The organism is Streptomyces xingningensis (assembly GCF_054957865.1).
This window is the reverse complement of sequence record NZ_JBDJPF010000030.1, coordinates 13442-39936: the sequence shown is the minus strand read 5'-3', so window position 1 is coordinate 39936 and position 26495 is coordinate 13442. Positions and strand designations below refer to the sequence as shown.

Here is a 26495-nt window from a genome sequence, read left to right as displayed (position 1 = left end):
GCGGCATGACCACATCGACAACTGCCCGGCCCGTGCTGGTCGTCGGAGACCTGGTACTCGACGAGGAGAGCCGCGAGGCATCCCGGAACGGCACGGAGATCCGGCTCACCGGCACCGAATTCGCCTTGCTGCGCCTTCTGATGCGCCACCCGAACCGGGTGCTCAGCAAGTCGCAGATCCTCGACCAGGTCTGGCCCCATGCCTTCACCCACCGGGGGAATGTGGTCGAGCTCTATATCTCCTATCTCCGCAAGAAGATCGACGCCAACCGTCCGCCCATGATCCACACCCGCCGTGGCGCGGGCTACCTCCTCAGGCCCGCGCCTCTCGGGTCCACACTCCTCGGGTCCAAAAAAACATCTTGTACGCCGTAGAGCAACCCTTGTACGTTGTACGTCGCTCGTACGCCGTACAAGGGAGTCCGCATGTCGGCGCCTACCGCCGCTCTCACCGACGCACCACAACGCCATCCCGCCCGCTGGGTAATCCTCGGCGTCATCTGCCTCGCCCAGCTCACCGTCCTGCTCGACAACACCGTCCTCACCGTGGCGATCCCCTCCCTCACCAAGGAGATGGGCGCCGCCACCTCCGACATCCAGTGGATGATCAACGCCTACTCCCTGGTGCAGTCGGGCCTGTTGCTCACGGCCGGCAGCGCGGCCGACCGCTACGGCCGCAAAAAGCTGCTCGCGGCCGGCCTGGCCCTGTTCGGCCTGGGCTCCTTCGGCGCCGCGCTCTCCGAGACCACGGGCGAGCTGATCGCCGCCCGCGCGGGCATGGGCGTGGGCGGCGCGCTGCTGATGACCACCACGCTCGCCGTGGTCGTCCAGGTCTTCCAGGAAGACGAACGCGCCAAGGCCATCGGCATCTGGAGCGCGGTGGCTTCCCTGGGCTTCGCCGCCGGCCCGCTCATCGGCGGCGCGCTGCTCGACCACTTCTGGTGGGGCTCGATCTTCCTCGTCAACATCCCGGTGGCCATGCTTGCCCTGATTGCGGTGGTCAAGCTGGTGCCCGAGTCCAAGAACCCCTCCGGAGACCGTCCCGACCTCCTGGGCGCCCTGCTGTCCACCATCGGCATGGCGTCCGTGGTCTTCGCCATCATCACCGGCCCGGTGCACGGCTGGACGGCTCCCCGCACCCTCCTCTCGGCGGCCGTCGGCGTGGCATTCCTCGCCGCCTTCGCCCTCTGGGAGCGCCACGTCCCCAATCCCATGCTGGACATGCACTTCTTCAGCAACCGTCGCTTCGTGGGCGCCGTCACCGGTGGCATCCTGGTCGCCTTCGGCATGGGCGGCTCCTTCTTCCTCCTGGGCCAGCACCTGCAATTCGTCCTGCACTACGGCCCCTTGGAGACCGGCCTGCGCATGACCCCCCTGGCCCTGGTGATCGTGGTCCTCAACCTCACCGGCGTGGGCGCCCGCCTCCTCCCGAAGTTCGGCACCCCGACAGCCATCGGCACCGGCATGGGCCTGCTCGCCATCGGCCTCGCCCTGATCGCCACCCTGGGCGCCCACGGCTACACCGGGATGTTCTTCGGCCTGGTCGTCATGGGCATCGGCATCGCCGTCGCCCAACCCGCCATGGCGGGCGCCATCATGTCCGCGATACCCCCGGAGAAGGCAGGCGTAGGGGCCGGAGTCAATGGCACCCTCATGGAGTTCGGCAACGGCCTGGGAGTGGCAGTCCTGGGAGCGGTCCTCAACTCCCGCTTCGCCGCCCTCCTCCCTGCCATGGCCGCCGGAGCGGGCTCCCTCCCCGCCGCCCTGGCCCATGCCCACACCGCCGCCCAACGCTCCACCATCCAGGACGCCTTCGCCTCCGGCGTCCAGTCCGGCCAACTGGTGGGCGCAACAGCCGTCCTGGCCGGCGGCATCCTGGCCGCACTCCTGCTCCGCAAGGCGGAACGAACCAGCTAGGCCGCTGCGCGGGCTTGTCGGCTCTGCCGTGCGCGGCACGGTGGGTGGGCACGCCCCTTCGGGGCGTAGGAGCCCCACCCCGCACCGCCCGTTGCGCACACGTGGATTCGTTGAGCTCACTTGTGGGGGCCGGGCGCCGTTGGCGGCTGGTCGTCCACCGGACAGAGGGGTCCGGGGGCTCCGGCACCCCGACAACGCACCCGCACCCCCAGCCAAGCGCAGCGCCCTAGCATTCAGCACGTACCACCGGCGCAGCGGAGAGGGAGCGCATGACCATTGACAGCCCCCGGACCAGTATCTGGCTGGCCGGGAAGAAGTCGCCGCCCGCCAAGCGGAAGGCGGACGAGGGCGCCCTCGACCGGGATCGGATCGTCGCGGCCACGGTCCGCCTCCTGGACGCCGAGGGCCTGGCGAGGTTCTCCATGCGCCGGCTGGCCGCCGAGCTGGGGGTGACCGCGATGTCGGTCTACTGGTACGTCGACAACAAGGACGGTCTCCTGGAGCTCGCCCTGGACGAGGTGAGCGGCGAGATGACGCTCCCCGGCGCCGACGATGCGGCCGACTGGCGGGAGCAGCTGCGCCAGGTCGCGGGGGAGTACCGCAAGATGCTGGTCGCCCATCCCTGGCTGCCGGAGCTGATGGTCAAGTACCTGAACATCGGCCCGCACACCATGGCGTTCTCCGACACGGTGCTCAATGTGATGCGGCGCAGCGGTGTGCCATTGCCGATGGTCAGCGGGGCGGTGTCCGCGGTCTTCCAGTTTGTCTATGGCTTCGCGACGACGCAGGGCGTGTACCAGGAGAAGCTGCAGGCCGCGAACATGTCCGAGGCCGCGTACTTCACGGAGATCGCCGACCTGGTCGAGAGCCGGCTGGAGAACGCGGAGGCCTACCGGGAGACGATCGAGGCGACCCGGGCGCGCGGGGACGAGAGCATCTCCGAGATGTGGGAGCGGAACTTCGAGATCGCGCTGGACATGGTGATCGCCGGCATCGAGGCGGTGCGGGACCGCTGACCCCGGTGGAGCGCGCGGGCCGTCCCCTGCCGTTGCACGCCCCGCCGGGGTCCCATCCGGCGGGCAGGTGTCCGCTCGTCACCCGCCCCGCCGGAGCCTGGATCAGCCCGTCTTGACGGGCTCGGCCGCCGCTTCGCCTTCGCCGGCGGTACCCGCCTCGGCGGAAGCCGCGGCCCCCGCCCGCCCCTTGAGCGCCACTTCCTTGATGAAGAGGACCAGCACAAAGGCCATCAGCGCACAGGGCGCGGCATAGCCGAAGACATCGCCGATGGCGTGCCCGTAGGAGCTCTCCATGACCGTGCGCAGCGGCGCGGGCAGTGTCCTGAGGTCCGGGATGCCGCCGCCGGTGCCCCGGTGGGCGAGTGCGGCGCCCTGCGGGCCGAGGGCGGTCAGGCCGTCCACCACATAGTCCTTGACCCGGGTGGAGACCACCGCGCCGAGCGCGGAGACGCCGACCGCACCGCCGAGGGAGCGGAAGAAGGTGACGACGGAGCTGGCGGCGCCGAGGTCCTGGGCGGCCACCTGGTTCTGGGCGGCGAGCACCAGGTTCTGCATCATCATGCCGATGCCGAGGCCCATCAGTGCCATATAGATGGCGAGGTGCCAGTACGGGGTGTCGTAGCGCATGGTGCCCAGCAGGCCGAGGCCCGCGGTGAGCAGGGCACCACCGGATATCAGCCAGATCTTCCAGCGGCCGTTCTTGGTGATGACCTGGCCGGAGACGGTCGAGGAGACAAACAGGCCCGCGATCATCGGGATGGTCATCACGCCGGACATGGTCGGTGTCTTGCCGCGCGCCAGCTGGAAGTACTGGGAGAAGAAGACGGTGCCGGTGAACATGGAGACGCCGACGAAGAGGCTGGCGGCCGAGGTGAGGGCGATCGTCTTGTTGCGGAACAGCCGCAGCGGAATGATGGGTTCGGCCGCCTTGGTCTCGACGAACACAAAGATCGCGGCCAGCAGCACGGAGCCGCCGACCATGGTGTAGGTCTGCCAGGACAGCCAGTCGTAGTTCTTGCCCGCGAGGGTGACCCAGACCAGCAGCAGGGTGGCGGCGGCGGAGATGAAGAACGCGCCCAGCCAGTCGACCTTGACGGCCCGCTTCACGACCGGGAGTTGGAGGGTCTTCTGCAGCACGATCAGTGCGATGACCGCGAAGGGCACGCCCACATAGAAGCACCAGCGCCAGCCGAGCCAGCTGGTGTCGGTGATGACGCCGCCGAGCAGCGGGCCGCCGACGGTGGCGACGGCGAAGGTCGCGCCCAGGTAGCCGCTGTAACGGCCGCGCTCGCGGGGGGAGATCATCGCGGCCATGACGATCTGGGCGAGGGCCGACAGACCGCCGACGCCGATGCCCTGCACCACTCGGCAGGCGATGAGCATGCCGGTGTTCTGGGAGAGGCCGGCCACGACGGATCCGGTCACATAGACGACCAGGGCCGCCTGGACGAGCAGCTTCTTGCTGAAGAGGTCGGAGAGCTTGCCCCACAGCGGCGTCGTCGCGGTCATCGCGAGCAGCGCGGCCGTGACGGTCCAGGTGTAGGCGGACTGGCTGCCGTGCAGATCGTGCATGATCTTCGGCAGGGCGTTGGAGACGATCGTCGAGGACAGGATCGCGACGAACATGCCGAGCAGCAGACCGGACAGCGCCCGCATGATCTGACCGTGGGTCATGGGCGCGGCATCGGGGCCGGTGGGTTCGGTGTGGCTGCCCCGCACACCCGACGGTGTGGTGTTGGCCATGGGTTTCCTTTTCCTGGTGAGGTGGTTACGCGGGTGTACGGGTTGCCGGGTCGGCCGCGCCCTGCGGGCGGAGGGGGAAGGGCCGGCATTCGCCGAAGCCCTCGCGGAGGCGCGCCAGCAGACCGATGAGGCGGGCGACGTCGTTGTCGGACCAGTCGTGCAGGACGCCGGCGAGGGCCTGGGCGTACCGGGTGGACACCTCGTCCAGCAGCGCCTCGCCCCGGGGGTTGATGCGCAGCAGCCGCGACCGCTTGTCGAGCGGGTCGGGCTGCCGGTCGATCCAGCCGCGTTCGGTGGCGTGCGCGACATGGCGGCTGGTCACCGAAGTGTCGATGACCATCAGCTCGGCGAGCTTGCTCATCCGCAGCTCGCCGTACTGCTTGAGCAGCGCGAGCACGATGGCCGAAGTGGGCGGGCAGTCCGGGGGGAGGACCCGGCTGAGGCCGCGCTTGATCACGCCGATGGCGCCGAGCTGCTTGGCGAGCTCCTCGTACTGCCCGTGCGTGGTCAAGGGGTCCTCCGGAGTTTCAGTTGCCTGGAGCAACCATAGAGGATGATTGGTTGCTGAAGGCAAGGAAAATCGGGTAATCGAAGCAAAGAGCTGGCCAAGGATTCACCGTGGGTACGTCATGTGCCGGCCCGTCGGCCGGGGCAAACCAGGCCCGGGCGCGCGGGGCGCCACCCCTCTTCGCTAGGGTCCTGACCCATGGCCAACCCCCAACAGCAGGGCCCCGAGGGCAACTACGACCCCGCGGGCAGCACCCAGATGTTCCGTGCCTTTGTCGACGAGGGCACCCCCGGCCGCCGCGCCGCGGCTCCGGCCGCCCCGGCGGCCACCCATCGGTCCGGTTCACGGACGGGCGTGCTCATCGGCGTGGTGGTGGCGATCGTGGTCGTCGCGGCCGTGGCCTGGCTCGCGCTGTCCTGACCCCTCGGGACCGCCCCCTCGGGCGCGGCCTAGGAGCTCCACTCCACCCGGACGTCCCGCGTCTCGATGTGCGCCTCCGGCGGCACCCGCCAGGCGTCCACGCACACCTGCCGGCTCCACTCGGTCGCCTGCCCCGGGGCGATCGGCACCGGCAGGGGCTGCGTCGAGATGACCGTCGTCCAGTCGGCGCCCAGCGGCCCGATGACATGGGTGCCGAGGATGACGGTGCCCTCCGTCACCGGAGCGCGGCCCGCGTTGGCGAAGACCAGGGCCACCTCCTCGCACCAGCGCTGCGCGCCGGGCGTCCGGCGCGGCTCGGTCACGGTGAGCGTCTCCGTCTCGGGCGGCGAAGGTGCCGGTGACGGGGACGCCGACGGCGAGGGTGCCGGAGCCGGAGGCGATTCCGGCGGCCGGGCCGAGGGCAACCGCACCGGCGCGGGAGTACGGGCCCCACCGCCGGGACTCGGCCGGGAGATGTGCGTACGGCCGCCGCCGGGGGTGCGCCGTGGAGCGGGTGCCGGGGTGGTGCGTACCCGCTCGCCGGTCGAGGGCAGGGGCACCAGCCGCACACCGTCCTTCGGCGGCACCCGCCCGGACGGTCCGGGTCCGGCGTCCGACAGTGCGACGCGGCCCTCGCGCGCACCGCTGCCGCACCCGGTGAGGAGCAAACCCAGACAGAGTGCGGCAGTTGAAGCGGAGACGAACTTCGCGCGGTGCGTCTTCCGTCGCATCACCCCAGTGTGCTGACGAAGCGTCAGCAAGTACAGATGCGCGGCCGGTCGGCCGGATGGCCGGCCGGTCAGTCGGCGATGAGCCCCTCGCGAAGCTGGGACAGGGTCCGCGTCAACAGTCGTGAGACATGCATCTGGGAGATGCCGACCTCCTCGCCGATTTGCGATTGCGTCATATTCGCGAAGAACCTCAGCATGATGATCTGCCGCTCGCGCGGAGGCAGTTTGGCCAGCAACGGCTTGAGCGACTCCCGGTATTCGACGCCCTCCAGCGCCGAGTCCTCGTACCCCAGCCGGTCGGCCAGCGAGCCCTCGCCGCCGTCGTCCTCGGGTGAGGGGGAGTCCAGCGAGCTGGCCGTATAGGCATTGCCCACCGCCAGGCCGTCGACCACATCCTCCTCGGAGACGCCCAGGCACAGGGCCAGCTCGGGCACGGTCGGCGACCGGTCGAGCTTCTGCGCGAGCTCATCGCTGGCCTTGGTCAGGGCGAGCCGCAACTCCTGGAGGCGGCGCGGCACCCGCACGGACCAGCTGGTGTCCCGGAAGAAGCGTTTGATCTCACCCACCACGGTCGGCATCGCGAACGTGGGGAATTCCACGCCCCGTTCGCAGTCGAACCGGTCGATCGCCTTGATCAGCCCGATCGTGCCGACCTGGACGATGTCCTCCATGGGCTCATTGCGACTGCGGAAGCGGGCGGCGGCGTAGCGCACCAAGGGGAGGTTGAGTTCGATGAGGGTGTCGCGGACGTACGTACGCTCGGCGCTGTCCCGCTCCAGGGCGGCCAGCCGCATGAAGAGGGAGCGGGAGAGGGTGCGAGTGTCGATGGCTTCGCAGTCGTCGAGCACGGCGTGCGGTGCGTCATTGGCGAGCACCTTCGCGCTGCCCAGGTCTACGGACATGCCACCCCCTTGAGGTCGCGGACGGGTCACAGCAACCCCCAGTCGAGAGTACGGCCGAGGGGTTCAGCCTCCACCTGAATACCGGAGGCTGCGCTGTGGCAAACGCAGTTCCTGCAGAATGTCACATGTCGGCAACACGCTGTAGCGTCAAGTCGACATATCTGCCGCATGACATCGAGGGGGGTGTCACCCGTAAGGGTTAGGCGTCGATTCGATTTGCGGAGCGCAGCCTGGCGAAGCTCCGCGAGAGCAGCCGGGACACATGCATCTGGGAGACCCCCAGCTCGGCGCTGATCTGGGACTGGGTCAGATTGCTGTAGTAGCGCAGCAGCAGAATGCGCTGTTCACGCTCCGGCAGTTGGACGAGCAGGTGACGTACCAGGTCCCGGTGCTCGACCCCGGCGAGCGCGGGGTCCTCGTAGCCGAGCCGGTCCAGCAGCCCCGGCAGGCCGTCGCCCTCCTGCGCCGCTTCCAGCGAGGTCGCGTGGTACGAACGGCCCGCCTCGATGCAGGCCAGCACCTCGTCCTCGCCGATCTTGAGCCGCTCGGCGATCTCGGCGGTGGTGGGGGACCGGCCGTGCAGCACCGTCAGGTCCTCGGTGGCGCCATTGACCTGCACCCACAGTTCATGGAGGCGGCGCGGCACATGCACGGTGCGGACGTTGTCCCGGAAGTAGCGCTTGATCTCGCCGACGACGGTGGGCATCGCGAAGGTCGGGAACTGCACCCCCCGGTCGGGGTCGAACCGGTCGATGGCGTTGATGAGCCCGATCGTGCCGACCTGGATCACGTCCTCCATCGGCTCGTTGCGACTGCGAAAACGCGCCGCGGCGTACCGCACCAGCGGCAGGTTGGCTTCGATCAGGGCGGCGCGCACGCGGGCGTGCTCCGGCGTGCCCGGGTCCAGGGCCGAGAACTCCTTGAAGAGGACCTGGGTCAGTGCCCTGGCGTCCGCGCCCCGGCTCTCCCGGGTGCGGGGGGCCTCGTCGTGCTCGTCCGGGTCGTGCTCGTCCCTCTCGGGGGCCTCCGGGGCGTGCTCGTCCCTCCCGGGGGCCTTCGGGGTCGGGCCGGGCGGTGCGGTCGGCTCGGGGTGGTGGAGGGGGGCTTCGGACGCTGTTCGGGCCGGCACGGTCACACCACCCCTTCACGGTCGACTGCACGGTCAACGCGCATATGTGGTCAATGTCGATGAGGCATCGACAAGCGTCATCACCAAGGTCGTCAAAAGCGGTCATAGCATCACAAGACATGTCCACTGTGTGCAAGCACCGCATAGTGCCGTGTTGGGTATGAAAAGAGCCCCCCGCCGGGTGGCGAGGGGCCCGGGCGGGCGGAGTGGCTCAGACGGGGTAGTCGGCGATCACCCACGTGGCGAATTCGTGCCACCGTGCGGCGGCCGCCTGGTGCGCCGGATGCCCCAGGTAGCGCTGGAGCGCGTCCGGGTCCTCGACGGCGGAGTTGATGGCGAAGTCATGGGCGATCGGCCGGTCCGTGATGTTCCAGCCGCACTCCCAGAAGCGCAGCTCGGGCACCAGCTCCGCCAGCTCCTCGAACGCCCGCACCCCGGCGGTCACCCGCGGATCGTCGCGCTCGACGCCCTGGTTGAGCTTGAAGAGGACCAGGTGACGGATCACAGGGCTGCCGCCTTCCGCAACGCATGGACTCACTTGACCAACTGGGTCATGAACTCGCCGACGCTCTTGGCGGCGTCGGATATCCCCTGGAACCCTATCTGCACCAGCTCGGCGGCCCGGGCCGGGGAATGGATGATCGTGTACGCCACAAAGATGACAATGGCCCACAACACGACCCTCTTGGCTTGCGCCATGACGTACTGCCTCCCCTGCCGACCGCCTGTTCGCCCGTCCCCCAAGCGTCCCAAAAGTCTATGCGCACATATGGACGAGGTCTCCGTAATGGCGGCGGCGGGTTTCCCCCGCACCGTCTCCTCACACCATTTTTAAGGACTTAAGGCCCTGCAAGCTGGGCCCTTCGCCGCCCTTCCGGCCCTTCCCGGGGGCGGAGGATGGAACGTGCCCACCGGATCTGGCAGGAATCCGAAGGGCCTGGGACATGGGCCTCTCTGCGGGGTCCGGGCCGCGAGCTTCCCCCCTGACTGCGGCCCGTACTTGGAGACCGTGTCCTCATGGGGGGAAGCGGCTTGTCCCCCCGATGCCGCTTCCCCCCTCCTGCGTTTGCCGGAGCCCCGGCTTCGAACCGTTCGCGCACTCGGTTCGGGGCCGGGGCTCCGCGCTTTCCCGCACCGGTGGCAACGCGCCGTGCACAACGGGTGGTTGGCCAACACCACACGGCGGGGCGGCGGCCGGATCACGGCTGTGCGACAGAGGTGAGAAGCGCCCACCGCCTGGGCACCAGAAAGGCACACGGCATCAGGGCACCGCTCCGGCTTCCTGCGGGCGGCCCGCCGTGCGCGCGGAATGGTCCGGTGCGGTGGATCAGTGAAGAAGGAGAACGGTGAGGTTCGTATGGGCGGGTACGAGCTCGCCTTCACCATGCGGGAGCGTGTGGCGGGGGGAGCGGTCATGGTGGAACTGCGGGGAGAGATCGATATCTTGGCGGACCAGGAACTGGCTCCGCGCCTGGAGGCGCTGGCGGGGATCCACCTCGACCTGGTCGTCGACCTGCGTGGAGTGACGTTTCTGGACGCGAGCGGCCTTCGGCTGTTGCTCAGGGCGCGGGACCGGGCGGCCCGGTGCGGCGGCCGGCTGCGGGTCGTGCGCGGTGGGCCACGGGTGTCCAAGGTGATCCGGATCGCCGGGCTCGGCACGGCGTTCACCTGGCTCGACACGGCCCCGGTCGAGGCCGACCTCCCCCACGGCAGCGTCCCGGCGTAGGGGAGGTACGGACACCGGAACTCAGCGGGCGGACGCTCGCAGCCGCTGCAGCGAGCCCGTCAACTGGTCCACTTCCTCAGGAGTGTTGTAGAGCGCGAGCGAGGCCCGCGCCGCGCTGTCCAGGCCGTAGTGCCTGAGCGAGGGCTGCGCGCAGTGGTGCCCGGCCCGGATGGCGATGCCGTCCCGGTCGAGCCACTGGGCGACCTCGGCCGGGTCGTGGCCGGCCAGGGTGAAGGTCAGCACGGCGATCTTCTCCGGTGCCGAGCCCAGGACCTCCAGCCCCTCGACCGCCCCCAGCGCCCGCTGTGCGTACTCCAGCAGCGCCGCCTCGTACGAGGCGACCTCGCTCCGGCCGAACGAGCTCAGCCAGTCGATGGCGCTGTGCAGACCGATCACCCCGGCGATGTTCCCGGTGCCCGCCTCGAAGCGGTGCGGGACGGGCGCATAGCTGCTGCCGGAGAAGTCCACCTGGTCGATCATGTTCCCGCCGCCCTGCCAGGGCGCCATCTCCGCCAGCAGCTCCGGCCGCCCATAGAGCGCGCCGATGCCCGTGGGCCCGTACAGCTTGTGGCCCGAGAAGGCATAGAAGTCGGCATCCAACTCCTGGACGTCCACCGGGAAATGGGCCACCGCCTGGGCCCCGTCCACCAGCACCTTGGCCCCGTACCGGTGGGCCAGCGCGGTCATCTCCCGCACCGGCGGGACCGTGCCCAGGGTGTTGGACGCATGGCTGATCGCGACCAGCCGGGTGCGGAAGGAGAGCAGATCGGCGAAGGCGTTCTGGTCGATGCTCCCGTCCGGGAGCAGCGGAATGGGCACCACGCGGGCCCGGCTCTCCTTGGCGAGCAGCTGCCAGGGGACGATGTTGGAGTGGTGCTCCAGCGTCGCGACCAGGATCTCGTCGCCCGGGCCGGTGTTGGCCCGGCCCCAGCTCTGGGCGACCAGGTTGACCGCCTCGGTGGTGCCGCGTACGAAGCAGACGGTGTCCGGCGACCCGGCGCCCAGGAACCCGGCCACCGCCGCCCGTCCCGCCTCGTACGCCTCGGTGGCCTCCCGGGCCATGGTGTGCGCACCGCGGTGGATGTTGGAGTTGGCGGCCGAGTAGTAGGCGGCCAGCGCCTCGATCACCTGGCGCGGCTTCTGGGTGGTGGCGCCGTTGTCCAGCCAGACCAGCGGCCGGCCGTTCACGGTGCGGTGCAGGACGGGGACGTCCCGGCGCGCGGCCTCGGGGGTGAAGGAGCCCGTCCGCCCCGGGCGTTGGGCAACCTCAGGAGTAGTCATGGTACTTGGACACCTCGACGTTCTGGAGGACGGCGGCGGCGTCCTCCACCAGGATCGCGGTGTTGAAGTACGCGGTCATCAGATAGGAGGTGATCGCCTTCTGGTCGGTCCCCATGTTCCGCATGGCGAGGCCCGGTTCGACCTCGTCCGGCACCTTCGCCGGGCGCAGCCCGACCACGCCCTGTTCGGCCTCGCCCACCCGCATCAGCAGGATCTCGGTGACGCCCGTACCGCCCGCGCCGCCGGTGAACCGCACCTTGTCGGAGGGCAGCAGCGGCACTCCGCGCCAGGTCAGCAGCGGGCTGCCGAACCTGGTGTCCATGACCGGGGGCACTCCCCGGCGGGTACACTCCCGGCCGAACGCGGCGATGGCCTTGGGGTGCGCGAGGAAGTAGCCGGGCTGCTTCCAGACCTTGGACAGCAGCTCGTCCAGGTCGTCGGGGGTGGGCGCGCCGGTCCGGGTCTGGACGCGCTGGCCCGGTGCGATGCTGTTCAGCAGCCCGAACTCCGGGTGGTTGAGCATCATCGCCTCCTGGCGCTCGCGGAGCGCCTGGATGGTCAGGGCCGCCTGCTCCCGGGTCTGGTCCATGGGCCCGTTGTAGAGGTCGGAGACCCGGGTGTGCATGCGCAGTACGGTCTGGGCCAGGCTCATGTGGTATTCGCGCGGCTCGTCCTCGTACTCGACGTAGGTGCCCGGCAGTTCGGGCTCGCCGATGTGTCCGGCCGCGAGGTTCACCGGCACCTCGGCGCCGGGTGCGGCCTGCCGTCCGGCGGCGTATGCCGCGAGCGCCGCGCGCAGCGCCGGGTCCCGGTCGGCCAGGGCGGCCAGGGCGGTGCGCTCGACGGTGAGCGCGGTGCCCGCGGTGAGCGCGGTGACGCCATAGGGCAGCGGCTCGTCGCGGGCCCAGGCGGCGGCGTCGAAGAACTGGCCGTCGCCGATCACCTCCAGCCGGGCGTCCGCGTCGTACCGCCCGGCCGCCCGCTTCTCGGCGCGGCCCAGGACCAGCACCCACAGCCGGTCGGCGGCCTGGCCCTCGGCGGCCAGCGACTGGCCGGGCTCGAAGGCGACCTGGCTGAACGCCCCGGCCAGCTCGGCGAGCAGCGCCTCGTCCGCCTCGCGCAGGAAGGGCAGTTCGCGGAGGTCCTCGGGGATCACGCGATGGGTGTCGCCCTCGGCATAGGTGCTGATCCGGTCGTCGCCCAGGATGAAGGTACGGCGGCGGTTGACGCGGTAGACGCCCGATTCCACGTCCACCCAGGGCAGGGCGCGCAGCAGATAGCGGGGCGTGATGCCGCGCATCTGCGGGGTGGTCTTGGTGGTGGTGGCCAACTGCCGTGCGGCATCGGGGGCGAGGCTGAGCCGGTCGTTCATGGAGACCTCCGGGTGCTGGTGGCGGGGGGCGAGACCCGATCGTGCGGTCACCGAGGGTCGACCACAAGTCACCGGATTCCGGAGGGAGTCCTGAAAAGCCTGAAGGCGAAGGTGGGGGGTTCTCAAAAGGCGGCTTATACGGCCGCGCCGGGGGCGGTGGTGGATCTTCCCTGAGGGGAGGGTTCCGGAATGGCCCGTACCAAGACCTGACCGGTTTTGACCGGAGGGCCCAACTGGCCGGAAACGGCCTGTTCGTACGTACGGGAATGCCCTTCATGGCTCGCCGCCCAGGTGTATTTGACAGACTGTCCAGTCAATTCTGGGAAAACACTTGACTCTGACACTTGACGTCGGCTGAGCGTCCGGCCGATGCTCCTCCGCGTCGCACCTTGTGACGTGTGCGGCAGAAGTAAGCCAGCGTGCAAGCCGTACCTCATGTGACAGGAGTGACCATGTCTCAGATCGGCCGGAAAATCCCCGCCCTGGGTCTCACCGCCGCGCTGCTGTTCGGAGCGGGCCTTGCCACGGCGAGCGCGGCAAGCGCCGCTCCCGCCCACCGGTCGTCGTCAACCGGCGTGACCGGGTGGGTATACCAGGATCATTACGACACCGCTGACGAGTGCCTCGCAGTGGGCAGGACCTCCGGAGAGAGGTGGAAGTGCGAGCAGGAGATGGACCGTTTCGCGCTGTACTTCTACCGCTCTTAGAGAACGGCTGCCGAATGTGAACGACGGAGGGCCCGGCCTTGTGCAAGGCCGGACCCTCCGGTGAGAGCGGTAGCGGAGGGATTTGAACCCTCGGTGGAGTTGCCCCCACACTCGCTTTCGAGGCGAGCTCCTTCGGCCGCTCGGACACGCTACCGAGAGAGAGCTTAGCGGACGTTGGGCCGTGCTCCGAAATCGGATTCCGGTGGCCCGCGGTCAGCGGGTGCGGAAGAAGTCGGTGAGGAGCGCCGAGCACTCTTCGGTGAGGACGCCGGAGATCACTTCGGGGCGGTGATTGAGACGTCGGTCACGCACCACGTCCCACAGCGAGCCGACCGCGCCGGCCTTGTCGTCGGCCGCGCCGTAGACCACCCGTTCCAGACGGGACAGGACGATGGCGCCCGCGCACATCGTGCACGGCTCCAGGGTCACGACCAGGGTGCAGCCGGTCAGGCGCCACTCGCCCACGGCCCGCGCGGCCTCGCGGATCGCCAGGATCTCCGCATGGCCGGTCGGGTCCCCGGTGGCCTCGCGTTCATTGCGGCCGCGGCCGATGACGGAGCCGTCCGGGGCCAGCACGATGGCGCCGACCGGCACATCGCCGGCGGCGGGGGCCCGTACGGCCTCCTCGAGGGCCGCCCGCATCGGGGTGTGCCAGGGGGCGCGTACGGGGTCGTGGTCGGGGGCGGCTTCGTTCATGGCACCAGTGTGAGCGGGCGTCCGGCCGGGAGGGGTCAGCGGACCGCCTCCAGGACGTCGGGGCAGCCGAGCGCCTCGGTGATGGTGCTGAGGGCCTCTTCGTCGATGGCCTGGAGCTCCTTGGAGCTCACTCCCAGGTCGTCGAGGATCAGCACATCGCCGAGCGGCCCGTGCGGTGCCCGCTCGGCGGCGGTCTCCTCGGATTCCTCGGTGTCCTCCTCGTCCGGGTCGGGCTCGCCGTCCTCGGTGCCGTCGAGGTCGAGGCGGTCGAGTTCGTCGTCCTCGGTCTCGTCGTGGCCGAGCAGCTCGTCGGCCAGCAGTGCCCCGTAGGAGCTGCGCTTGGCGGCGGCGGCGTTCGAGAGATAGATGCGGGGGTCGTCCTCGCCGTCCACCCGGATGACGCCGAACCAGGTGTCCTCCTGCTCGATGAACACCAGGACCGTGTCGTCGTCGACGGCGGCCTCGCGGGCCAGGTCGGCGAAGTCGGACAGGGTTTCCACGTTGTCGAGGTCTGTGTCGCTCGCTTGCCACCCGTCTTCGGTGCGCGCGAGCAGTGCGGCGAAGTACACCGTGACTCTCCCACTGGTCATAGGCGGTGCCGGGCCGGACGGGGACAGCACCCCGCCCACTCGGAATCGTGGCAGAAACCTCGCCGTCGCGAGAGGTCTTCCGCGCTGCGTCGTGCAGCAGTCCGAAGAGATGCCGCTCACTCCACGTCCGTACGGCCGCCATCCGGGTTGCCGGGTCACCAGCGGAACGTACGCATCCGCATCTGCTGGCGCATCCTCGCGGCCCTGGCCCGGCGCGGCTGCACCCGGTCGCGCAGCTCCCTGGCCTCGTTCAGCTCGCGGAGGAACTGGGCCCGGCGGTGCCGCCGCTCGGCGTCGGTCTCCGGTCCTTCGGGCTCGGTGGGTTCCACCGGATCCGCCGGTCTTTCCGGCCGGTCTCCGGGCTTGCGTCGGTCGCGGTCGGCCATGGGCAGCACCACCTCGTGCCGAGGTCCTCGCCCGGAGGAACAGACCGGGCGTACGTGCCCACTTTCCCCCTAAGTGGTGGTTTGATGCCACCGCATGCCAGGTGCCTTCCGGACCGGCGCCGGATGACCGGCCCACCGCAGCGCGGGCGCTCGCGCCCGAAAGCTCGGTTAATGTCAATGTCATGCGGATGCACGTCGTCGACCACCCCCTGGTGGCCCACAAACTCACCACCCTGCGCGACAAGCGCACCGATTCCCCCACCTTCCGGCGGCTCGCCGACGAGCTGGTCACCCTGCTCGCGTACGAGGCGACCCGCGACGTGCGCACCGAGCAGGTCGACATCGAGTCGCCGGTGACCGCGACCACCGGGGTCAAGCTGTCGCACCCGCGCCCGCTGGTGGTGCCGATCCTGCGCGCCGGGCTCGGCATGCTCGACGGCATGGTCCGGCTGCTGCCCACGGCCGAGGTCGGTTTCCTGGGCATGATCCGCAATGAGGAGACCCTCAAGGCGGAGACCTATGCGACGCGGATGCCCGACGACCTCTCGGGCCGCCAGGTGTACGTACTGGACCCGATGCTGGCCACCGGCGGCACCCTGGTCGCCGCGATCAACGAGCTGATCGCCCGCGGTGCGGACGATGTCACCGCGATCTGCCTGCTGGCCGCGCCGGAGGGGGTCGAGGTGATGGAGCGCGAGCTCGAGGGCGCGCCGGTGACCGTGGTCACCGCCTCCGTGGACGAGCGGCTCAACGAGGCCGGCTATATCGTCCCGGGCCTCGGTGACGCGGGCGACCGGATGTACGGCACCGCGGGCTGAGCCCGCCGGTCAGCACCGCGAGGCGGTCGCGGAGGGGGAAGGCGAGGCGGGGGGCTGACCGCCGCCCTGCTGCGGCGCCAGCTCCTTGAAACCGGTCCCGATGATCAGGTCGACGTCCTCCCCCTTGCGTACGTCGCTCTTCACCTCGGCCCCGCCGAACTGCTCGCTGAGCACCTTCACCGGCCCGTCGGCCGCCTCGGGGGAGCCCAGCAGCAGGGCCGTGCCGGTGACTTTCTTGTCGTACTGGGACGGCGCATTGCCGACCTTGCCGATCTTGAATCCGCGCTGCCTGAGCTCGTCCGCCGTGGTCTGGGCGAGGCGGCTGCGCGGGGTGGCGTTGTAGACGTTGACCGTGATGTCGCCGGGCCTGGGCAGGGGGTCGTCGTGGGGAGCGGCGTGTCCGGCCGCGCGGGCGTCCGCGTGATCGCCCCCCGATGCCCGGTCGCAGTCGCCGGTGCGCTGCGCCGCCCGGTTGCTGCCGCCGCCGCTGCCCCCGGAGAAGACGTCGACGAGCTGGGCTGTCCCCCAGCCGCCCAGCCCCAGCACGGCAACCGTGACGGCGGCCGCCAGCACGATCCTGCGGGGGCTTCTCGGGCGGCGGCGCATATGGGGGAAGCGATGGCCAGTGATGCGATACTTTCCGCCCATGCCGGGAGGGGTAAGCATGCTCATGGCCGCAGCGTAGTGCGGGCAGGGGCCGCTGCCTACTAGATGATCAATGGCTTGCGGGCACCCCAACCCAAAAGGGCCAACGGCCCGCGGCGGGCGCCGTGCATCAGTCCAGTTCGAGCACCCGGGCGTGCAGCACCTGGCGCTGCTGGAGCGCGGCGCGCACCGCGCGGTGCAGGCCGTCCTCGAGGTAGAGATCGCCGCGCCATTTCACGACATGGGCGAAGAGGTCGCCGTAGAAGGTGGAGTCCTCCGCGAGCAGCGTCTCGAGGTCGAGCTGCTGCTTGGTGGTCACCAACTGGTCAAGGCGTACCGGGCGAGGGGCAACATCCGCCCACTGGCGGGTGCTTTCCCGGCCGTGGTCGGGGTACGGCCGCCCGTTTCCGATGCGCTTGAAGATCACACGGAAAGCCTACCGGGCCAGTGGCTCCGAGCGCAGCCATGGCACGGGAGCGGGATGGCGATCAAAAGGTGTGTATCGGTAAATATCGGGTGGTCATGGGGAGTGAATGGCATTGTGCACAGGCTGTGGACGGCAGTTCAGCCGGTGGCCTTCACCCAGTGCTGCCAGGGCTGGGCGGCTATCCAGTCGGTCAGCGGGGTGAGCTCGATGCCCAGTCGCTGCCGGGTGGTGTGCGGATCCGCGGCGAACAGCTCGGGGTCGTGGCCCCCGGCCGCGTGGTGGTAGCCGCCGGCCACGCCCCGGGCGACGTCCGGGCCGAGCACCGCGCCGAGGCCGGCCTCGAACTCCTCGGGGGGCAGCGGGTGGTAGTCGACGGCACGGCCCAGCACCCGGGCGAAGGCGGCGGCGAGCTCGGGGCCGGTGACGACCTCCGCGCCGCCGATGTCGATGGTCTCGCCCGCCAGGTCCGCGCGCTCCAGCGCCGCGGCGATCGCGGCGGCCAGGTCGGCGTGCGACAGCCAGGCCACCCGCCGGTCCGCGGCCAGCGGATAGGCCAGCACGCCGTCGTTGACCAGCGCCGGGCCGTTCCACGGGCTGAACAGGTTGTCCAGATAGACCGGCGGGCGGAGGACGACCAGAGGGAGCCCGCTGTCCCTGAGCACCGCCTCGGCCGCCCGGCGGGTCTCAAAGGTGGCATGGGGCGTCGTGGCCCGCGGGAGCGGGGTGTTGACGTTGAAGACGAGGCGCCGGACGGTGCCGGCGGCCCGGGCGGCCTCGGCGATGTTCACGGCGTAGGCCCGCACGGTCGCCTCGTCGTAGACCAGGGGCAGGGTGATCGCGGCGTGGGTGACGCCCTCGAAGGCCCGGCGGACGGCCGAGGGGTCGGCCAGGTCGCCGTGGACCATGGACAGGCCGGGGACGGTCCGGCCCTCGGCGGCCGGCCGCCGGGCGAAGCCGCGGACCCGGTGACCCCGCGCGGCCAGCAGCCGGGCCACCGCGCCGCCCTGAAAGCCGCCGGCGCCGAATACGAGATAGTGGTCGGTCAGGTCGGGCATGAGGTCAACTCTCCGGTCATTGGCTCTGGTTGGTGTGTGGTTGCCGTAAAGGAGTCTGGTCCGGCACACGGTTAGGATTCAATGAGTAAAAAGCCGTCGGTGGTTAAGGATCGTCCATGAGTGATGTTGACGATGCGCTGAGCGATGTGCTGATGCCCGTCCGGTTGCGCGGTGTCTTTCACAGCCGGTGGCTCGCTCGCGCGCCCTGGGCGATTCGGGGCGAGGACGAGAACTGTGCGGTCGTGCATTATGTGCTGCGCAATGAATGCCGGGTCGGTTTTTCCGGCGGCTCGGCGTCCGTGACCCTCCGCGAGGGCGATCTCGCGGTGTTCCCGCATGGCACCGGACATGTCATCGCGGACTCTTCCAGCGCGCTGGACCGGCCCCTGGACGCGGTGCTTCCGGACCGCCGTCCGGGCACCTCCGGCATTCTCGAGCTCGGCGGGCCGGACGGCGCCGAGACCGAGCTGATCTGTGCCGGACTGCACCAGGACGCCGTCGGCGGCCTTCCGGTCTACCAGGCGCTGCCCGAGCTCATCCTGCTGGACCGCGCGGCGGTGCAACGGGAGACCCTGCTGGCCCGGACGCTGGCGAGCATCACGGCCGAGTCGGCCCGCCGGGATCCCGGGGCCCGGCTGATCGTCACCCGCGCATTCGAGCTGGTCTTTGTGCTGGCCCTGCGGGCGGAGCTGGAAAGGCTGACCGACAGTGCCTCCGGGCTGCGGGCGCTGCGTCATCCCGGGGTCGGCAAGGCGCTGCTGGCGATATACCGGGAATTCCCGGAGCCATGGACCGTGGATTCATTGTCGCGGCGGGCCGGGATGTCCCGGTCGGCGTTCGCCAAGACATTCCGCGAACTGGTCGGAGAGGCCCCGGGGCAGCATTTGGCCGGACACCGGATGCGGGCGGCGGCGCGCCTGCTGGCCGAGACGCGGGTGCCGCAGTCCGCTATTCCCCAACTGATCGGATATCAGAGCGCGGTGGGCTTCCACTTGGCGTTCCGCAAGGAATTCGGAGTGCCGCCGGGGGAGTTCCGCAGATCCGCCAGGTGATCTTGATCGTCAGCTGGCGGGGCCGACCAGCCCCCCGTTGACATAGACGGTCTGTGCGGTCACCCATTTTGCCTCGGGGGAGGCCAGGAAGCGGACGACCGGCACCACGTCGTCCGGGTCGCCGATGTCGCCGTTGACGCTCATGCTCTTGAGCCAGGCGATGTTCTCATCGGTCTCGGCCGGATAGAAGAAGCTGGTCTTCAGCGGGCCGGGGGCCACGCAGTTGACCGTGATCCCCCGGCCGCCGATCTCCTTGGCGAGCGCCTTGGTGTAGTGCTCCAGCGGGCTCTTGCTGCCCGCGTAGCCGCCGTAGGTCGGGGCGGTGACGGCGACGATCGTGGTGATGAGGTTGAGGACGCGGCCGTGGTCGGCCATCTTGGTGGCGGCCTCGCGCATCAGGAAGAACGGGATCTTGGCGTTGATCGCGAACATCCGGTCCCACTCGTCCTCGGTGAACTCCGCGATGGGCTTGCGGACGATCATCCCGGCGGTGTTGACCAGGATGTCCCACCGGCCGAACTCCTTGATCGTCGCATCGACCAGCTCGGTCACCTGGCCGACCCTGGTCAGGTCGCCCTGCCGGGTGGCCGCCCGCACCCCCAGGCCGGTCAGCTCCCGGGCGACCTCTTCGGCCTGGTCCCGTTTGCCGTCACTGTTGTAGTGCACCATCACATCGGCGCCGTCCTGCGCGAGGGCAGTGGCGAATCGCCTTCCCAGGTTGGCCGAGCCACCGGTCACGATGGCGACCTTTCCGTCCAGGACACCGGGCACCGGACCCTCCTTGCGGTATGCGGCATTTATTGGCACTTGTTCAGAAATCAGTGTCGCCTTCCGGCCGGAATCGCACCACTTGGAAGTCGGCTTGGAGGTCGGCTTGGAAGTCGGCTCTCCTTGACGAGACGCCACGATGGCGAGGTATATCCAAGTTGCCCCTATCGGGCGCAATTCAGGGGAAAGTGGCGACTTATGTGCCCCTGCCTCCTAGGGTGAACCGCGGTTCGGCCAGGAGGGCGCATGGAATATGTGCGGCTACTGCGGGAGCGGCCGGTGCTGGTGCTGTGGCTGGCACGGAGCCTCTCCGTCCTCGGCGACCGGCTGTACGCAGTCGCGGTGATATGGAGCGTGTATGCGAGCACCGGCTCGGCCTCGCTCATGGGGCTGGTGGCGGTGGTCGAGTCGCTGCCCTGTCTGCTGCTCGGCACCGCCGGGCAGCGGGTGGTCGCCCGCTTCTCCTCGTACCGCGCGCTGTCCTGGGTGGACGCCGCACGGGCGGCGGTGGCCGTCGTCCTGCCGGTGCTGTGGGTGCCCGGCGGCCGGGGTACGGCCGTGCTGCTGGCCGGTGTGCTGGTGCTCGGTGTGCTCGGGGCGCTCTTCGACCCCAACCTCGAGGCGCTGGTGCCCGGCCTTGTGGAGCCCTCGCGGGTGCAGCAGTTGACCGGGCTGTTCGACCTGACCGGCCGGATCGCCCGCACCACGGGGCGGGCGTGTGCCGGGCTGCTGCTCCTGCTGGTCTCCAAGCTGGAGCTCTTCGCGCTCAACGGTGCGGCCTTCGCGGTGTCCGCGGCGGCACTCGGCTGGCTGGCCCGGCGCCAGGCCGCCGCGGACCGCGAACCGCCGGGCGGGGAACAGCCGTCGGTACGGGCCTGGCCACTGCTCCGGGGGCACCCCCGGATCGGTCTGGCGATCGGGGTGCACGGCCTGGTGCCGTTCTGCTCGGCCGCGGCGACGGTGGGCATGCCCGTGCTGCTCGCCGCCCGCTATGGCGCGGGGGCGGGCGTCTACGGGCTGATCACCGCCACGGTCGGGGTGGGGGCGCTGATCGGCAACCCGGTCGCGGGGAGCTGGAGGCCGGCCGGCTGGCTGGCCGTCTGCTGCGGTGCCTGGCTGGTCGACGGGGTGGCGACGGCCTGCATGGGGCTGGTGTGGCACGTCTGGGCGCTGGAGTTGCTGTCGCTGACGACGGGGCTGGTCTCCCCGCTGGCCACGGTGACGCTGCGCGCCCGGCTGGGGCTGTTCCCGCCCGCGCAGCGGTTGCGGCTGATGCTCGTCGAGCACACCGCGGCCAAGGCGGGGAGCACGGTCGGGATACTGCTGCTGCCGCTGCTGATCGATGTCTCGGCGCCGGGGTCCTTTCTGGTGGCCGGGGTGGTGGTGGCGGTGGTGTCGGTGGGTGCGCTGGGCGCATCCGGCCGGGTCGTGGAGGGCGCGGTCGCGGGGTGACGCCCCGGCCCCTCCGGGCGGGCCCCCGGTCCCTCCCGGAGGACGAGACGGGGCAAAATGCTCCGGGCAGGACCCAGAGCCGGCCTTGAAGTGACGGGTATCACAGGAACGCCCGTCGGGCTGCGGACAACTCCCACCGTGAACCATTCGCCGTGCGAGTGACCGGCGACTGGGCCATGGCCGAGGACATCGTCTCGCTGACGTTCCTCGAGGCGTGGCGGCTGCGCGAGAGACTGCGCGGCTGGCCGATGCCGAGCAACTGGCCGCGGCCAAGACCGCCTTGGCGAAACTGCGCCGGTCCGAACGTGAAGTGCTCACCCTGTGCGTCTGGTCCGGCCTGAGCTATGCGGAGGCCGCCGAGGCACTGAACGTGCCGGTGGGGACGGTGAAGCCCGGCACCGTGATCGGCCAGACCATGGTCGTCAAGCGGGCCGTGGGGGACGCCAAGAAGGAACTCCCGGGCGGCGGGCGGCTCCGGTAGCCGCCGATGCGCCTCAGCGCCGCTCGATGAGCAGGTGGCGGGGCCCGCGCAGGACCGGGCTCCGCCGGTACGGGGGCGGGTCCTCGAGCAGCCGGGGGGTGTTCAGGCGGTGCAGGAGGGTGCCCAGCGCGATCTGGGTCTCCAGGCGGGCGAGCGGTGCGCCGAAGCAGTTGTGGATGCCGCTGCCGAAGCCGAAGTGCACATTGTCCTCGCGGGCCGGATCGAAGTGGTCGGGGTCGGGGAAGCGCAGCGGGTCGCGGTTGCCGGAGGCGAGCACCAGGATCAGCGGGGCGCCCTTGGGGATGGTGACGCCCGCGACCTCGATGTCGGTCAGCGGGGTGCGCTGCGGCAGGAACTGGACGGGGGGTTCATAGCGCAGCAGCTCCTCCACGGCGCCGGGCAGCAACCGGGGCTCGGCGCGCAGCCGTTCCAGCGCATCCGGGTTGCGGAGCAGGGTGAGCATGCCATTGGTGATGAGGTTGACGGTGGTCTCGAGCCCGGCGATGAGCAGCAGGACCGAGGTGGCCATCAGCTCTTCCCGGGTCAGCCGCCCGTCGGGGCCCTGCTCGTTGACGAGGTCGGAGAGCATGTCGCCGGTGGGGTGGCCGCGCCGCCGGTCGGCGAGTTCCGCCAGGTAGTGGCCCATGGTCAGCCGGGCTTCCTGGACGGCGCGTTGGCGCTGCTCGGCGTCGTCCACGCCGGGGGTGCCGTCGAAGCCGGAGATGATCTGGTTCGACCAGGCGTGCAGCTGTGGCATGTCCTCCGGCGGGACGCCCAGGAGCGTGCCGATCACGGTGACGGGGAGCGGGTAGGCGAAGTCGTCGACGAGGTCGATGCGGTCCCGGTCCCCGAAGGCGTCGGCCAGTTCCTCGGCGATCCGGGTGATGTCCTGGTGCAGGGCGTCGATCCGGCCGGGGGAGTGGGGCGGGCCGAAGGGCCGCATCGTCAGGCGGCGCAGCCGGTGGTGTTCGGGGTCGTCGAGGCGGAGGAAGGGCGGGGGCAGTCCGTCGTCCTGGGACTCCGGCCCGGCCTGGTACGGCTCGGCGCGGTTGCGGAGGTCGGAGCTGATGCGCGGGTCGTGGAGCAGTGCGGCGATCTCGTCGTATGTGCCGACCAGATAGCTGCCGTCGTCCTGCCGGCAGACGCCGTTCTCCCGGAGTTCGGCGTAGAGCGGGTAGGGGTTGGCGCGGTTGGCGTAGTCGGTGATCCGGTGGAACAGGGTTTCCGTGGACAAGGGTCGCTCCTGGGGGATCAGCCGCCCGGACGGACCAGGGTCAGCCGCCGGTCCGGCAGGTGGCCGGTGAGGGTGACGGTCGGCCCGTGCGAGAGCACCTTCGGGTCCGGCACATCGGAGGGGGTGGGGGTGAGGTCGGCGAGCCGGTCGGCGGCGCCGGGTCCGGGGGGAAACGGTGCCGCCGTCTCGATCAGGCGCTGATAGTGGTCCAGCGACTTGGCCATGTCGACGCCGACGGCCGCCGTGATGCGCCCCCGGTAGCCGTAGACCGCGACCAGGCGGCGCTGTGCCAGGGAGCCCTGGGCGATGACCACCTGGTCGGAGAAGGTCGGTACCCCGACGGACTTGATGTTGAGGCCGAACTGGCTGGACCAGAAGACCGGTACGGCCAGGTGCGGGCGTCTGCGCGGCCCCGGGCTGATCATGTTGTGGGCGGCCACCTCCGCCTGGGCGACCGCATTGCCCCAGTGCTCGAGGGAGATCAGCTGGTACTCGAAGAGCGGGTGGGGGAAGCGGGCCACATCACCGGCGACGAAGACGTCGTCGGTGACGATCCCGCGCATGTCGAACACCCGGCATCCCGCGTCGCAGGCCACCCCGCGAGGCCCCGCGGCGAGCCCCGATTCGGCGAGCCATTCCGTATTGCGGACCGAGCCCAGGGCGACCACGGCGACCTCGGCGTCGATCCGGCTGCCGTCGGAGAACTCGGCGCCGGTGAGACGGCCGTTGCTGCCGTTGAGCGCGGTGACCGTCACCCCGCAGCGCAGGTCCACCCCGTGTGCCCGGTGCATCCTGGTGGCCCAGTCACCGGCCGTCCCGCCGAGCGCGCCGATCAGGGGAGCCCGACCGCGCTCGGCGACCGTCACCTCCAGGCCCCGCTCCCGGCAGACGGAGGCGATCTCCGAGCCGTTGAACCCGGCGCCGATCACCAGCACCCGGCGTGGCCCGGCATCCAGCCGCTCGACGAGACGGCCCGCGTCCTCGCTGGTGCGCAGGGTGAACACCCCGTCCAGGGTGGCCTCTTCGGGGTGCGGCCAGGGGCGGGCCCGGGTTCCGGTGGCGATCAGCAGCCGGTCGAAGGGCAGTTGCTCGCCGTCGGCGAGCAGTACCCGCTTCCCGTCCGGGTCGAGCCCGGTGGCGCGCACGCCGAGTTTCCACCGGGCGTCCACCGCACGGCTCTGCGGCAGCCCGGTGTCCTGTGCGCGCACCCGCCCGAGCAGCACCTGCTTGCTCAACGGCGGCCGGTCGTAGGGGGGATGGGGTTCGTTGCCGACCAGGGTCAGCGAGCCGGTGAAGCCCTCCGCGCGCAGGGTTTCGGCGGCGCGCAGCCCGGCCAGCGATGCGCCGACGATCACGATCCGCCCGTCGAGCGGCTCACTCTCCACGGGGGCCTGCCTGTTCGCCCACCAGGATGGCCTGCACCGGACAGGCCGCCGCGGCCCGGTGCACGCGCTCCTGCTGGTCGTCGGGTACCAGCGGGGTGTACCGCAGGGCCTCCTCGCCATGCAGCTCGAAGACGTGCGGGGCGAGGAACGCGCACTGCGCGTAGCCCTGACAGCGATTGAGATCGACAACGATCCGCATCCGGTTCACTCCTCCGTCGCGTCACCCGTCCGTCTCCGTCCTACCTCCGATGGGCGAGGGGCGCGGCCGGGGGTACGCCGGGCGGGGGGTCACCCGGAGCGACGGGCGGGCAGCGAGGCTTCCGTCCGGTCCCGCACGCGATGGCCCGGTCCCGCACGCGATGGCCTCCGAGGTCAGGGCCGGTGACCGGCCCGTTATCCTCCCCGTCATGGGCGCACAGCAGCAGTCACGGGTGGGGACCCTGCTACGGGAGTGGCGTCAGCGTCGCAGGCTTAGCCAGCTGGAGCTCGCCCTCCTGGCGGACACCTCCGCACGCCATCTGTCCTGTGTGGAGACCGGCCGCGCCCTTCCCAGCCGGACCATGGTGCTGCGGCTGTCCGCCGCGCTGGACGTCCCGCTGCGCGAGCGCAACACCCTGCTGATGGCCGCCGACTACGCGCCCGCGTACCGGGAGAGCAGCCTGGACGACGAGGAGATGGCCTCGATCCGTTCCGCGCTGGACATGATGATGACCGCGCACGAGCCGTACCCCGCCGTGGTGGTGGACCGGCTCTGGAACGTGGTGACCGGAAACCGGGCCATGGCCGTGCTGATGGACGGCATACCCCCGCACCTGCTGGAGCCCAGGCCGAATGTGTTCCGGCTGACCCTGCACCCCGAGGGGCTGGCCGCCCGGCTGGCCAACCTCGACCAGGTCCGGGCCCTCACCCTGGCCCGGCTGCAGGGCCAGGTCAGCGCCACCGGGGACGCGGAACTGCGGGCACTCCACGAGGAGGTGAGCGGGTACCCCGCCCCCGCGGGCTGGGAGGCCGGGCCCGCCGCCCCGGCGGTGCAGCCGAGCCCGATCCAGGTGCCGCTGCGCATCCGCACCCCGCTGGGCGAGCTCGCCCTGTTCGGCACCATGACCACCTTCGGCACCCCGGCCGATGTGACGCTCTCGGAGCTGGCGATCGAACTCTTCTACCCCCTCGACGACTTCACCACCGAGGTGCTGAAGGGGCTGGCCGGGGCGGCCGGTACCTCGCCCGGCTGAGCGGGCTGGTGGCTCTTCATCCTTGTGCCGTGGGCCGGACGACGAGTTCGCTGACGTCCACGTCGGCAGGCTGGGCGATGGCGTAGAGCACCGCTTCGCCGATCGCGGCGGCGGGGATCGCGATGCCCATCTGCTCCTCCACCGCGTCCTTGACCCGGCTGTCGCCGATGGACCCGGTCAGCTCGCTTCGGGTCAGGCCCGGGCTGATCACGGTGACCCGCAGTTCCCGGCTCTCCTGGCGCGGGCCTTCCGACAGGGCGCGGACGGCGTGCTTGGTGGCGGCGTAGACGGCTGCGGTCGGGTCGACCCTCAGTCCTGAGACGGAGGAGATGTTCACGATGTGCCCGCAGCGCTGGGCCCGCATGATCGGCAGGACGGCGGCGATGCCGTGCAGGACCCCGCGCAGGTTCACGTCGATCATGAGGTTCCACTCGTCGACCCGCAGCGCGTCCAGACGCGACAGCGGCATGACGCCGGCGTTGTTGACCAGGACGTCGATGCGCCCGTACCGGTCGTGGGCGGCTGCGACGAAGGACTGCACACTGGCCGGGTCGGTCACGTCCAGGTGGCGCGGGAAGGCGCTGCCCGCCCGGGCCGCGATGTCCTCGGCGAGGGCGGCGAGGCGGTCGGTGCGCCGCGCCCCGAGGACCACATGGTGGCCTGCGGCGGCGAGCCGCCTGGCGGTGGCCTCGCCGATACCGCTGCCGGCCCCGGTGATCAGGACCACCTTCGGAGCGACCGTGGAGGACGGGTGGGACATGTTCTTCCCCTCGGATCGAATCGGATCGAAGTGGTGCTGCCAGGATGCGTCCGACCGTGCGCA

General features: G+C 70.5%; 28 protein-coding genes, 1 tRNA gene and 3 pseudogenes. 11 read left to right on the top strand and 21 right to left on the bottom strand.

The genetic code is table 11. The features are described from left to right. Positions 1–32: 32 nt before the first annotated feature. The 3 genes and pseudogenes from ABCR83_RS17430 to ABCR83_RS17420 form a co-directional block, all read left to right on the top strand. Positions 33–374 (top strand): annotated as a pseudogene (locus tag ABCR83_RS17430) (winged helix-turn-helix domain-containing protein); the annotation flags it as partial. Positions 375–425: 51 nt separating this feature from the next. Then, entirely contained in the window at positions 426–1916 is a 1491-nt protein-coding gene (locus ABCR83_RS17425; RefSeq protein ID WP_462695947.1) for an MFS transporter, read from the top strand. 269 nt (positions 1917–2185) lie between these two features. Next, positions 2186–2932: a TetR/AcrR family transcriptional regulator gene (locus ABCR83_RS17420; protein WP_462695946.1), complete on the top strand. Its 747-nt coding sequence runs from the start codon at positions 2186–2188 to the stop codon at positions 2930–2932. 123 nt (positions 2933–3055) lie between these two features. On the opposite strand, the pseudogene ABCR83_RS17415 reads toward ABCR83_RS17420, so the two are convergent. Both ABCR83_RS17415 and ABCR83_RS17410 read right to left on the bottom strand, forming a co-directional pair. Continuing rightward, positions 3056–4606 (bottom strand): annotated as a pseudogene (locus ABCR83_RS17415) (MDR family MFS transporter); the annotation flags it as partial. A 94-nt stretch (positions 4607–4700) separates the two neighbouring features. Next, positions 4701–5186: a MarR family winged helix-turn-helix transcriptional regulator gene (locus tag ABCR83_RS17410; RefSeq protein ID WP_462695945.1), complete on the bottom strand. Its 486-nt coding sequence runs from the start codon at positions 5184–5186 to the stop codon at positions 4701–4703. Positions 5187–5381: 195 nt separating this feature from the next. On the opposite strand from ABCR83_RS17410, the gene ABCR83_RS17405 reads away from it, so the two are divergent. Then, the gene (locus ABCR83_RS17405; protein ID WP_462695944.1) at positions 5382–5603 is read left to right on the top strand and encodes a hypothetical protein; all 222 of its coding nucleotides are present in this window, start codon (positions 5382–5384) and stop codon (positions 5601–5603) included. 29 nt (positions 5604–5632) lie between these two features. Here ABCR83_RS17405 and ABCR83_RS17400 read toward each other — a convergent pair whose 3' ends face one another. The 5 genes from ABCR83_RS17400 to ABCR83_RS17380 all read right to left on the bottom strand — a co-directional run bounded on the left by ABCR83_RS17400 (position 5633) and on the right by ABCR83_RS17380 (position 9064). Then, the gene (locus tag ABCR83_RS17400; protein ID WP_462695943.1) at positions 5633–6334 is read right to left on the bottom strand and encodes a hypothetical protein; all 702 of its coding nucleotides are present in this window, start codon (positions 6332–6334) and stop codon (positions 5633–5635) included. A 68-nt stretch (positions 6335–6402) separates the two neighbouring features. Next, positions 6403–7236 carry an RNA polymerase sigma factor SigF gene (locus ABCR83_RS17395; protein WP_462695942.1) on the bottom strand — a complete coding sequence of 278 codons (834 nt, stop codon included), beginning with the start codon at positions 7234–7236 and terminating at the stop codon, positions 6403–6405. A 199-nt stretch (positions 7237–7435) separates the two neighbouring features. Next, positions 7436–8365 carry an RNA polymerase sigma factor SigF gene (locus ABCR83_RS17390; RefSeq protein WP_462695941.1) on the bottom strand — a complete coding sequence of 310 codons (930 nt, stop codon included), beginning with the start codon at positions 8363–8365 and terminating at the stop codon, positions 7436–7438. Between the two features lie 211 nt (positions 8366–8576). Next, entirely contained in the window at positions 8577–8870 is a 294-nt protein-coding gene (locus ABCR83_RS17385) for a Dabb family protein (protein ID WP_462695940.1), read from the bottom strand. A gap of 29 nt (positions 8871–8899) precedes the next feature. Continuing rightward, positions 8900–9064, bottom strand: a complete 165-nt coding sequence (locus ABCR83_RS17380; RefSeq protein WP_462695939.1) for a hypothetical protein — start codon at positions 9062–9064, stop codon at positions 8900–8902. Between the two features lie 631 nt (positions 9065–9695). Between ABCR83_RS17380 and ABCR83_RS17375 the strand changes: the two genes are divergently transcribed. Then, positions 9696–10091, top strand: a complete 396-nt coding sequence (locus tag ABCR83_RS17375) for an STAS domain-containing protein (protein WP_462695938.1) — start codon at positions 9696–9698, stop codon at positions 10089–10091. Positions 10092–10112: 21 nt separating this feature from the next. Here ABCR83_RS17375 and ABCR83_RS17370 read toward each other — a convergent pair whose 3' ends face one another. After that, positions 10113–11372, bottom strand: a complete 1260-nt coding sequence (locus ABCR83_RS17370; RefSeq protein ID WP_462695937.1) for a SufS family cysteine desulfurase — start codon at positions 11370–11372, stop codon at positions 10113–10115. After that, the gene (locus tag ABCR83_RS17365; protein ID WP_462695990.1) at positions 11359–12744 is read right to left on the bottom strand and encodes a family 2B encapsulin nanocompartment shell protein; all 1386 of its coding nucleotides are present in this window, start codon (positions 12742–12744) and stop codon (positions 11359–11361) included. The genes ABCR83_RS17370 and ABCR83_RS17365 overlap by 14 nt, the downstream gene beginning before the upstream one ends. A gap of 452 nt (positions 12745–13196) precedes the next feature. Between ABCR83_RS17365 and ABCR83_RS17360 the strand changes: the two genes are divergently transcribed. Then, positions 13197–13451 (top strand): hypothetical protein, encoded by a 255-nt coding sequence (locus ABCR83_RS17360; RefSeq protein ID WP_462695936.1) that lies wholly within the window; start codon positions 13197–13199, stop codon positions 13449–13451. A gap of 67 nt (positions 13452–13518) precedes the next feature. Here the strand turns inward: ABCR83_RS17360 and ABCR83_RS17355 are convergent. From ABCR83_RS17355 to ABCR83_RS17340, 4 genes are all read right to left on the bottom strand, one after another. Beyond that, positions 13519–13605, bottom strand: a tRNA-Ser gene (locus ABCR83_RS17355). 59 nt (positions 13606–13664) lie between these two features. Beyond that, positions 13665–14147 carry a tRNA adenosine(34) deaminase TadA gene (tadA, locus tag ABCR83_RS17350; protein WP_462695935.1) on the bottom strand — a complete coding sequence of 161 codons (483 nt, stop codon included), beginning with the start codon at positions 14145–14147 and terminating at the stop codon, positions 13665–13667. A 35-nt stretch (positions 14148–14182) separates the two neighbouring features. Next, complete coding sequence (locus ABCR83_RS17345; protein WP_462695934.1) at positions 14183–14737, bottom strand: tRNA adenosine deaminase-associated protein; 555 nt, start codon at positions 14735–14737, stop codon at positions 14183–14185. Between the two features lie 155 nt (positions 14738–14892). Then, on the bottom strand, positions 14893–15123 hold the full coding sequence (locus ABCR83_RS17340) for a hypothetical protein (RefSeq protein ID WP_462695933.1): 231 nt from the start codon (positions 15121–15123) through the stop codon (positions 14893–14895). Between the two features lie 182 nt (positions 15124–15305). On the opposite strand from ABCR83_RS17340, the gene upp reads away from it, so the two are divergent. Next, positions 15306–15941, top strand: coding sequence for a uracil phosphoribosyltransferase (gene upp / locus ABCR83_RS17335; RefSeq protein WP_462695932.1), 636 nt, complete (start codon positions 15306–15308; stop codon positions 15939–15941). Between the two features lie 9 nt (positions 15942–15950). Here the strand turns inward: upp and ABCR83_RS17330 are convergent, their stop codons facing one another. From ABCR83_RS17330 to ABCR83_RS17320, 3 genes are all read right to left on the bottom strand, one after another. Continuing rightward, positions 15951–16613 (bottom strand): LytR C-terminal domain-containing protein, encoded by a 663-nt coding sequence (locus tag ABCR83_RS17330; RefSeq protein ID WP_462695931.1) that lies wholly within the window; start codon positions 16611–16613, stop codon positions 15951–15953. Between the two features lie 103 nt (positions 16614–16716). After that, a complete protein-coding gene (locus tag ABCR83_RS17325) occupies positions 16717–17013 on the bottom strand; it encodes a type II toxin-antitoxin system VapB family antitoxin (protein ID WP_004929488.1) in 297 nt (98 codons plus the stop codon). Positions 17014–17150: 137 nt separating this feature from the next. Next, positions 17151–18068, bottom strand: coding sequence for an SDR family oxidoreductase (locus ABCR83_RS17320; RefSeq protein WP_462695930.1), 918 nt, complete (start codon positions 18066–18068; stop codon positions 17151–17153). A gap of 116 nt (positions 18069–18184) precedes the next feature. Between ABCR83_RS17320 and ABCR83_RS17315 the strand changes: the two genes are divergently transcribed. After that, the gene (locus tag ABCR83_RS17315) at positions 18185–19120 is read left to right on the top strand and encodes an AraC family transcriptional regulator (protein ID WP_462695929.1); all 936 of its coding nucleotides are present in this window, start codon (positions 18185–18187) and stop codon (positions 19118–19120) included. A gap of 9 nt (positions 19121–19129) precedes the next feature. On the opposite strand, the gene ABCR83_RS17310 is transcribed toward ABCR83_RS17315, so the two are convergent. Further along, a complete protein-coding gene (locus tag ABCR83_RS17310) occupies positions 19130–19891 on the bottom strand; it encodes an SDR family oxidoreductase (protein WP_462695928.1) in 762 nt (253 codons plus the stop codon). A 243-nt stretch (positions 19892–20134) separates the two neighbouring features. On the opposite strand from ABCR83_RS17310, the gene ABCR83_RS17305 reads away from it, so the two are divergent. Beyond that, positions 20135–21340, top strand: a complete 1206-nt coding sequence (locus ABCR83_RS17305) for an MFS transporter (protein WP_462695927.1) — start codon at positions 20135–20137, stop codon at positions 21338–21340. A gap of 149 nt (positions 21341–21489) precedes the next feature. After that, positions 21490–21821: pseudogene (locus ABCR83_RS17300) on the top strand (RNA polymerase sigma factor); the annotation flags it as partial. A gap of 13 nt (positions 21822–21834) precedes the next feature. Here the strand turns inward: ABCR83_RS17300 and ABCR83_RS17295 are convergent. Genes ABCR83_RS17295 through ABCR83_RS17285 form a run of 3 tightly spaced genes read right to left on the bottom strand, consistent with a single transcriptional unit; the run spans position 21835 to position 24639 of the window. Further along, positions 21835–23055, bottom strand: coding sequence for a cytochrome P450 (locus ABCR83_RS17295; protein ID WP_462695926.1), 1221 nt, complete (start codon positions 23053–23055; stop codon positions 21835–21837). A gap of 17 nt (positions 23056–23072) precedes the next feature. Further along, the gene (locus ABCR83_RS17290) at positions 23073–24440 is read right to left on the bottom strand and encodes an NAD(P)/FAD-dependent oxidoreductase (RefSeq protein WP_462695925.1); all 1368 of its coding nucleotides are present in this window, start codon (positions 24438–24440) and stop codon (positions 23073–23075) included. Further along, positions 24430–24639, bottom strand: coding sequence for a ferredoxin (locus ABCR83_RS17285; protein WP_462695924.1), 210 nt, complete (start codon positions 24637–24639; stop codon positions 24430–24432). Before ABCR83_RS17285 ends, ABCR83_RS17290 begins: the two co-directional genes overlap by 11 nt. A 208-nt stretch (positions 24640–24847) precedes the next feature. Between ABCR83_RS17285 and ABCR83_RS17280 the strand changes: the two genes are divergently transcribed. Next, a complete protein-coding gene (locus ABCR83_RS17280; RefSeq protein ID WP_462695923.1) occupies positions 24848–25672 on the top strand; it encodes a helix-turn-helix domain-containing protein in 825 nt (274 codons plus the stop codon). 16 nt (positions 25673–25688) lie between these two features. Here the strand turns inward: ABCR83_RS17280 and ABCR83_RS17275 are convergent, their stop codons facing one another. Next, on the bottom strand, positions 25689–26432 hold the full coding sequence (locus ABCR83_RS17275) for an SDR family oxidoreductase (RefSeq protein ID WP_462695922.1): 744 nt from the start codon (positions 26430–26432) through the stop codon (positions 25689–25691). Positions 26433–26495 lie beyond the last annotated feature (63 nt).